The organism is Glutamicibacter sp. AGC84 (assembly GCF_053543575.1).
In genome coordinates, this window is the sequence record NZ_JBLVOC010000018.1 from 7,878 (window position 1) to 15,631 (window position 7,754).

The window sequence follows — 7,754 nt, forward strand, 5'->3', positions numbered from 1 at the left end:
CGCCCCGGCCTCTGTGGCGGGTTGCGCCTAGCTGGCCGAAGTGGCCAGCGAAACTCCGCGCAAGCGGTCCATCTGCGGATCGTACAGCGGATCATCGACCACGGTGGCGGCAATCTGCTTGCCGAAGTACTCGATCGCCACCGGGTCTCCGGTTTCCACCGAGATCGGCAGCCACGCGTAGGCGATCGGCTTGCGGACCGTGTATCCGTAGGCGGCGCTGGTGACGTAGCCGGAAGGCTTGCCATCCACGTAGACCGGTTCCTTGCCCAGGACCATGGACACGCCATCATCCACGGTCAGGCAGCGCAGGCGCTTGGTGGCCGCCACGGCACGTTCGGCCAGTGCCGACTTGCCCACGAAGTCCGCGGTCTTGGCGGCTTTCACCGCGAAGCCCAGGCCGGCCTGTTCCGGTTCGTGCTCGCTGGTCATATCGGTGCCGAAGGAGCGGAAGCCCTTCTCCAGTCGCATGGAGTTGAACGCCTCGCGCCCGCCGGCAATGATGCCGTGTTCCTGTCCGGCTTCGAAGATCGCATCCCAGAGCTTGGCGCTGACATCCGCCGAGGCGTAGAGCTCCCAGCCGAATTCGCCCACGTAGGACAGGCGCATCGCGGTGACCGGGATGCCGGCGATGGAGATCTGCTTGGTGCGGAAGTACTTCAGCCCCTCGTTGCCCATATCGTCGTCGCTGATCTTGGCCATGACCTGCGGGGCCAGCGGGCCCCACAGGCCGATGCAGGAAGTCCCGGCGGTGATATCGCGTACTGCCACCCACTGGCCCGGGTTGGCCGCATTGAACTTGCGCGCTTCGCGGTCCAGGTAGGCGACATCCACATTGGAGTTGATGCCGGCCTGGTAGACCTGCTCGGAGAGCCGGGCCACGGTGATGTCGCTGGTGATGCCGCCGGCATGGTCCAGCAGCAGGGTGTAGCTGACCATGCCCGGGGCGCGCAGCATATTCGCCGTGGTCAAGCCCTGGAGCATCGGACCGGCGCCGGGGCCGGTGACTTCCACGCGCTTGAGCGGGGTCATGTCGAACATGGCCACCGCGGTGCGGGTTTTCCAGGCTTCCACCGCGGCAATCGGCGAGTGGAACTTGCTTGACCAGCTGTCGCGCTCCGGGGCCGCCCACTCCGCCGGCAATTCATCGAGCAGCGCGGCGTTGGCCTCGTACCAGTGCGGGCGCTCCCAGCCGGTGCCCTCCAGGAAGAAGGCGCCCAGCTTCTGCTGGCGGGAGTAGAACGGGCTGGTGCGCACGGCGCGGGGCTTGGTGCGCGGTTCCAGCGGGTGGCGGACATCGTAGATTTCCACGAAGTTCTGCTGCGAGGTCTCGCTGACGTACTCCTTGGTGGTTTGCACGTCCTCGAAGCGGTTCAGGTCGCAGTCGCTCAGGTCCGACGTGGAGGTGCCGGTGGTGATCAGCTCGGCCACGGCCTTGGCGATGCCCGGCGCGTGGGTCACCCACACAGCCTCGGCCGCGTAGAAGCCGTCCACTTCCCTGGACTGGCCTACCAGCGAGCCGCCGTCCGGGGTGAAGGAGAAGATGCCGTTGAAGCCGCGCTGGATCCGGGTGTTGCGCAGATCCGGCAGCAGCTCCTGGCTGGCTTCCCATTCGGCGGCGAAGTCCTGCGGGGTGAATTCCAGCGAGGAAGGCATCCGCTCGTGGGTGATCTCTTCCGGGCGGTAGGCCTGCAAGGTGTCCAGGTCCACCGGCATCGGGCGGTGGGCGTAGGAGCCGATGCCGATGCGATCTCCCCACTCGCGGTAGTAGAGGTCGCGGTCCTGGTAGCGCAGGATCGGGCGGCTGGCACCGGCCGGCAGTTCGTTGACGCCGGCCAGCGACGGGGCCGGGGTGCTCCAGGCGAACTGGTGGCCCAGCGGCAGCAGCGGGATCGAGGTGCCCACCATCTTGCCGATATTCGGTCCCCAGAAGCCGGCGCAGGAGACCACGATGTCCGCTGCGAAGCGCTCCTCGCCGCAGATGACCGCGGCGCCCTTGCCGCCGGAGACTTCGATATCGGTGACGATGGTGCGGTCGCGGAACTCGACTCCCGCGGCCTTGGCGCGTTCCATGACCAGCGCGGTGCCCTTGGCGGCCAGGGCCAGGCCGTCGCCCGGGGTGAACAGGCCGCCCAGGACCTTCTCCGGGTTGAGCATCGGGAACTTCGCCAGGCAGGCGGCGGCGTCGATGACTTCGGCGTCGACCCCGTAGGAGCGGTTCCAGCCGGCGCGGCGATGCAGGTCGGCCAGGCGCTCATCGGTGGTGGCGATTTCCAGCCCGCCCACCGGGAGGAAGGAGCCGCGCCCGTCGGCGCCCACCAGGCCGGTGAGCTTCTCGATGGTGTACTGCGCGAATTCGGTCATGGACTTGGACGGGTTGGACGAGAAGACCAGGCCCGGGGCGTGCGAGGTGGAGCCGCCGGGAAGATCCAGCGGACCCTGCTCGATGACCAGGGTATTGGTGTGGCCCAGCGCGGCCAGTTCGTCTGCGAGGTTGGCGCCGACGATGCCGGCGCCGATGATGACGATCCGAGGGGAAAGACGGGACATGGGGACTCCTTGAAAGCTGATGGTGTGGTGGTGGCCGGCGCGCTAGGCGTCGATGACCAGGTCCGATTGGGCGGTGGAGCAGCAGGGCAGGAATTTCCCGGCCGCGATTTCACGGGCGCGGATGCCGCCCTGGTGGTTCATCGCCACCTCGCCTTCGAGCTTGACGACCTTGCACGAGCCGCACATGCCCTCCTGGCAGTTGGCGCCGATGCGCACCCCGGCCCGCTGGGCGACACCCAGGATGTGCTCCTGGGAACTGATCCGGACATTCACCGCGGTGCGCAGGAAGGTCATGGTCAGCTCGCCTTCGCCCACGGTGGGGAAGGAAGCGGTATCCGGCGGGTCCTGCGCGGGAACCAGCGGCGCGGCCGGCGGCAGCGGGGCATTGGAATCGACCGCCACCAGCTTCTGGCCGCTGGCCTCGATGGTGCCGCTCTGGTCGTACTCGGGTTCGTACATCCCCAGCTCCGGCGGCTGGCTCTCGTAGAACTCCTCCACGGATTCGGCCACCTCCTCGGCGATGGACCCGGCCAGGGCGATTTCCTCCTGGTATTCGAGCAGCGTCTTGCGGTCCCCGGAGAAGAACTCCATGAACACCGAGGTGTCATCCACCCCGGCCTCGCGCAGCAGCTGGGTGGCCGAATTCAGGTAGCCTTCCGGTCCGCAGGCGAACACCTTGCGGCCATTGGCATCCGGGGCCACCGCATCGATCATCGCCGTGGTCAGCCGCCCGGCAAAGCCCTTCCAGCTCTTGGGCTTGGCCCGGTCGCCCAGCGAGTAGAACACCTTGATCCGCGAATCGACCTGCGCGATGTATTCCAGCTCGGGCCAGAAGGCGAAGTCCCCGGGCACGGTGCCGTGGCAGAGCACCACCACATCGGCCTGGCCGGGCAGTGAGTGGATGGTGCGCACCATCGACATGATCGGGGTGATCCCGGCTCCGGCCGCAAGGAACAGGTAGCGGGCGCGCCGGTCGGAATCGCCCAGGTGGAAGGCGCCCACCGGGCCGAGCATCTCCAACACCATGCCCGGGCGCAGGTTCTCATGCGCCCAGGAGGAGACCAGGCCCTTGGGGTCGCGCTTGATGCTGACATTGAAGGTCCAGGGCACGGTGGGCGCGCTGGAAATCGAGTAGCTGCGGTCCACCGGGTCCTGGTCTTCGCCGTGCACCGGGAAGGCGATGTTCAGGTACTGCCCGGCGCGGAAGGCCAGCGGGGCGCCGTCGGCGCGGCGGAAGACGAAGGTCATCAGCCCGCCGGCTTCCTCGATGGTCTGCACGCATTCGGCCAGGAACTCCTGGGGGTGCCAGGGTCCCAGCGCACGGGCCGCGCTCGCCGGGCCTTCCTGGGAACTGAGGACCCGGTTCCACGGCATTTCCAGCCCGCGGATGCGCTGGGCCGCTACGCTCGATGCCAGCTGGGCGCCTGCGCTCATGCCAGGTGCTCCAGCACGCGCTGGGTGTACCAGTTGATGAACGCCTCGACCTGGTATTCGCTCTTCATGTACGGGCCCGGCTGGTAGGCGGGGCTGGCTGCGCCCTTCTGGCACAGCTCGACGAAGGCCTTGTCCTGCAGGTTGGTCTGCTTCCAGGTGTGGGTGAGCTTCTCCAGGTCGTAGTCGTCTCCTTCGACCGCGTCATCGGCCACCAGCCAGGTGGTGCGCACCAGGGTCTGGTGCTCGTTGATCGGGAAGGCCGCGAAGGTGATCACGTGGTCGGACTGGAAGTGGAACCAGCTGTTGGGCTGCAGGTGCATGGAGCAGCGGCCCAGCCGGAAGTCGCGCAGCTCGCCGAGCAGCTTCTTGGACAGGCGGTGCCCGTCGGCGGAGAAGGATTCCCCGTCGCCGTCCAGGGATTCGCGGGAGATGCGGATGCCGGCGATGCGGGTGTCCAGCTGCTCCACGACCTCGTAGGGCAATCCGTAGCGGCGGCAGCGTTCCTCCAGGGCCGCCTGGGCTTGCTGGTTGCGCTCCCATACCTCTTCCAGGTGCGGCGGAACGGTGTCGTCGCTCAGCCCCCAGGTGGGGAACAGCGAGCAGGCCAGCTCGGGGTGCCCGTCGCAGTGGTAGCACTCGCGGTTGTTCTCCATCACCAGCTTCCAGTTGCCCTCCTCGATGATGTCCTGCTGGTAAGCGACCTTGGCGCGGGCGATATCGTGCGGGGCCAGGTAGGGCTCGAAGATGCCGGCGACCTCGTCGAAGTCCGCCGGAGGGTCCTGGGCCAGCGAAACGAAGACCAGCCCGGCGTGGACCCGGCCGTTAGCGCGCTTGAGCGCGAAGCAGCTCTTGTCGAACTTGCCTTCGCCCGGGGCGGAGGCGTGCATCAGGTCCCCTTCCGGGGAGTAGGTCCACGAGTGGTAGCCGCAGACCAGGTTCCCGGTGCTGCCCGAGGCTTCGGTGAGCACGCGGGCGCCGCGGTGCCGGCAGACGTTGTGCAGCACGTTGACCCCGCCCTCCTCGGTGCGCAGCACGATCAGCGAATGCGGACCGTAGTCCACGGTCACGTAGTCCCCGGGCTCGGGGATCTCGGCAATGCTCGCGGCGAACAGCCAGTGGGTCCCGAAGATGGCCTGCATTTCGACATCGAATACTGAGGGGTCGGTGTACAGCGGGGCTTCGAGCGAGTAGCCCTTGCGCCGGTTGCGGAAGAGTTCGGTGATCTCGGCGAGCTGTTCTTGGTTCACCGACGTAGCGAGCTTCCCACGCGTAGTGCGCGGTGCGCTTACCGAAGCGGTCATCTGTTACTCCTTGGAACACGACGCGGCTGGCGTCCTCTGGCTGTGGTTGCGCGGGCCGATGTGAGGCCGGTCACCGCATGAATCGAGACTAGGAAGAAATAGTCGGCAAGAAAAGCGCAAGAAATTGAACGGAACCGTGCACAATTGGTGCATGATTGATCCACGCTTCGCCACCCTGCGGGTCTTCTCCTCCACAGGTTCGGTAGCGCGCACCGCGGAACTGACCGGCTACTCGGCCTCGGCGGTCTCCGCGCAGCTGCGCGAACTGCAGCGCACCCTGGGCATCAAGCTGATCACCAAGGAGGGCCGCGGGGTGCGGCTGACCTCCGCGGGCCGGCATTTCGTTGCGGGCCTGGACGGGATTGTGACGCAATGGGAGCTGCTCGCGGCGTCCGCGCGCAACGCCTCCGGGCAGGTGCAGGGGCAGTTCGGCCTGGGCGGTTTCTCCACCGCTGCCGCGCAGCTGCTTGCCCCGCTGGCCGCGAACCTGCGAGCCACCCGGCCCGATACCGCGGTGCAGCTGATCGAAGCGCAGCCGCAGCGCTGCCTGGACTTGCTGCTCGCGGAGCGGATCGACCTGGCCGTGATCGTGGCCAGCCAGACGTCCGGGGGTTCTGCCGCCAGGGACCGGTTCGAGCAGACCGTGCTGCTCGATGACCCGCTGGATGTGGTGCTGCCCGCCACGCACCGGCTGGCGCAGCACAAGTCCGTGGCCCTGGAGGACCTGGCCGATGACCCGTGGATCTCCGAATCCGGGCAGTCGGTCTACCGGGCGCTGTTCGTTGCCGCCTTCACTTCGCTGGGGGTCACCCCGCATATCGCCCACGAGGCGGTGGAGTGGGAAACCATGATCGCGTTCATCGGGGCGGGCCTGGGTGTGGGGCTGCTGCCCCGGCTGGCCACCCTGGGCGATGCGCAGAATGTGGTGCGCCGCCGGATTTCCGGGGCGGCCAAGCCCTCGCGGCGCATCGTGGCGGTGACCCGCAAGGGCAGCCGCGGTTCGCCGCTGATCGAGGAATCCCTGGAAATCCTGCAGCGCACAGCCAAGGACATCATTTCCCTGCGCTCGGCCGAGGAACTGGACGGGTAGCCGGCCGCTGGCGGGCTGCCGGACCCGGCGGATTTCTCGCCGGGCTATTGACATGGATCACATCCAGTGGTCAGACTTGGGCACATCCGATTTGGTATCCAACTGATATTTCAAGGAAGTGGTCCGCTATGGGCAACTTGGCAGTAAGCTACGCCGGGGCAGGCAAGGTCGAGCTGATCGACACCCCGTACCCCGAATTCGAATTGAAGGACGGACCCGGGGTCCACCCGGCAAACGTCGGGCGGCAGGTGCACCACGGGGTCATCCTGCGCACCATCGCCACCAATATCTGCGGTTCGGACCAGCACATGGTCCGCGGCCGCACCACCGCCCCCGTCGGGTTGGTGCTGGGCCACGAGATCACCGGCGAAGTGGTGGAAGTAGGCCGCGATGTGGAATTCCTCAAGGTCGGCGACGTCGTCTCGGTGCCCTTCAACATCTCCTGCGGCCGCTGCCGCAACTGCAAGGTCGGGCAAACCGGCATCTGCCTGAACGTCAATCCCGACCGCCCCGGCTCCGCCTACGGCTACGTGGACATGGGCGGCTGGGTGGGCGGCCAGGCCGAATACGTGCTGGTGCCCTACGCGGACTGGAACGCCCTGAAATTCCCCGACCGCGACCAGGCCATGGAGAAGATCCTGGACCTGGCCATGCTCTCGGACATCTTCCCGACCGGCTACCACGGAGCCATCGGCGCCGGGGTCACCGTCGGCTCCACCGTCTATGTCGCCGGCGCCGGCCCGGTGGGCCTGGCCGCGGCCACCTCCGCGCAGCTGCTGGGTGCGGCCACCGTGATTGTCGGGGACCTGAACGCCGACCGGCTGGCCCAGGCGCGCAGCTTCGGCTGCGAGACCGTGGACGTCTCGCAGGGCGACCCGGCCGAGCAGATCGCCCAGATCCTGGGCGTGCCCGAGGTCGACTGCGGCATCGACGCGGTGGGCTTCGAGGCGCGCGGGCACGGGCACGACGCTGGCAAGGAGCAGCCTGCCACGGTGCTCAATTCGCTGATGGAAATCACCCGTGCCGGCGGCAGCCTGGGCATCCCGGGACTCTATGTCACCGGGGATCCGGGCGCCGAGGACGAAGCGGCCAAGGTCGGTTCGCTGTCCATGCGCTTCGGCCTGGGCTTCGCCAAGTCCCACACCTTCGTCACGGGCCAGTGCCCGGTGATGAAGTACCACCGCGGGCTGATGCAGGCGATCCTCTCGGACAAGGTCTCGATTGCCAAGAACGTCAACGCCACGGCCATTGGCTTGGACCGGGCCCCGCAGGGCTACGCGGCCTTCGACGAAGGCGCCGCGCAGAAGTTCGTGCTCGACCCGCACGGGCTGATCCGCGCTTGACGCGCATTTAACCGCTGCCCGGGGGGGCGGCCGGGAACA

The 7,754-nt window shown here is 67.5% G+C and carries 5 protein-coding genes; 2 read left to right on the plus strand and 3 right to left on the minus strand.

Translation table 11 applies throughout. The features are described from left to right. Window positions 1-27 precede the first annotated feature (27 nt). The 3 genes from ACNPN0_RS11970 to ACNPN0_RS11980 are packed head-to-tail and all read right to left on the minus strand — an operon-like array spanning window position 28 to window position 5,282. Entirely contained in the window at window positions 28-2,547 is a 2,520-nt protein-coding gene (locus ACNPN0_RS11970; protein WP_448938916.1) for a GcvT family protein, read from the minus strand. Between the two features lie 42 nt (window positions 2,548-2,589). Then, on the minus strand, window positions 2,590-3,981 hold the full coding sequence (locus tag ACNPN0_RS11975; RefSeq protein ID WP_448937213.1) for a flavin reductase family protein: 1,392 nt from the start codon (window positions 3,979-3,981) through the stop codon (window positions 2,590-2,592). Then, on the minus strand, window positions 3,978-5,282 hold the full coding sequence (locus ACNPN0_RS11980) for an aromatic ring-hydroxylating oxygenase subunit alpha (protein WP_448937212.1): 1,305 nt from the start codon (window positions 5,280-5,282) through the stop codon (window positions 3,978-3,980). The genes ACNPN0_RS11975 and ACNPN0_RS11980 overlap by 4 nt, the downstream gene beginning before the upstream one ends. A gap of 151 nt (window positions 5,283-5,433) precedes the next feature. On the opposite strand from ACNPN0_RS11980, the gene ACNPN0_RS11985 reads away from it, so the two are divergent. Beyond that, the gene (locus tag ACNPN0_RS11985) at window positions 5,434-6,372 is read left to right on the plus strand and encodes a LysR family transcriptional regulator (protein ID WP_448937211.1); all 939 of its coding nucleotides are present in this window, start codon (window positions 5,434-5,436) and stop codon (window positions 6,370-6,372) included. 128 nt (window positions 6,373-6,500) lie between these two features. Then, window positions 6,501-7,715, plus strand: a complete 1,215-nt coding sequence (gene fdhA / locus ACNPN0_RS11990; RefSeq protein ID WP_105658920.1) for a formaldehyde dehydrogenase, glutathione-independent — start codon at window positions 6,501-6,503, stop codon at window positions 7,713-7,715. Window positions 7,716-7,754: the final 39 nt, after the last annotated feature.

Coding starts and splice junctions, on each gene's coding strand:
- ACNPN0_RS11970 (WP_448938916.1), bottom strand. CDS start 2,547: ATGTCCCGTCTTTCCCCTCGGATCGTCATCATCGGCGCCGGCATCGTC.
- ACNPN0_RS11975 (WP_448937213.1), bottom strand. CDS start 3,981: ATGAGCGCAGGCGCCCAGCTGGCATCGAGCGTAGCGGCCCAGCGCATC.
- ACNPN0_RS11980 (WP_448937212.1), bottom strand. CDS start 5,282: ATGACCGCTTCGGTAAGCGCACCGCGCACTACGCGTGGGAAGCTCGCT.
- ACNPN0_RS11985 (WP_448937211.1), top strand. CDS start 5,434: ATGATTGATCCACGCTTCGCCACCCTGCGGGTCTTCTCCTCCACAGGT.
- fdhA (WP_105658920.1), top strand. CDS start 6,501: ATGGGCAACTTGGCAGTAAGCTACGCCGGGGCAGGCAAGGTCGAGCTG.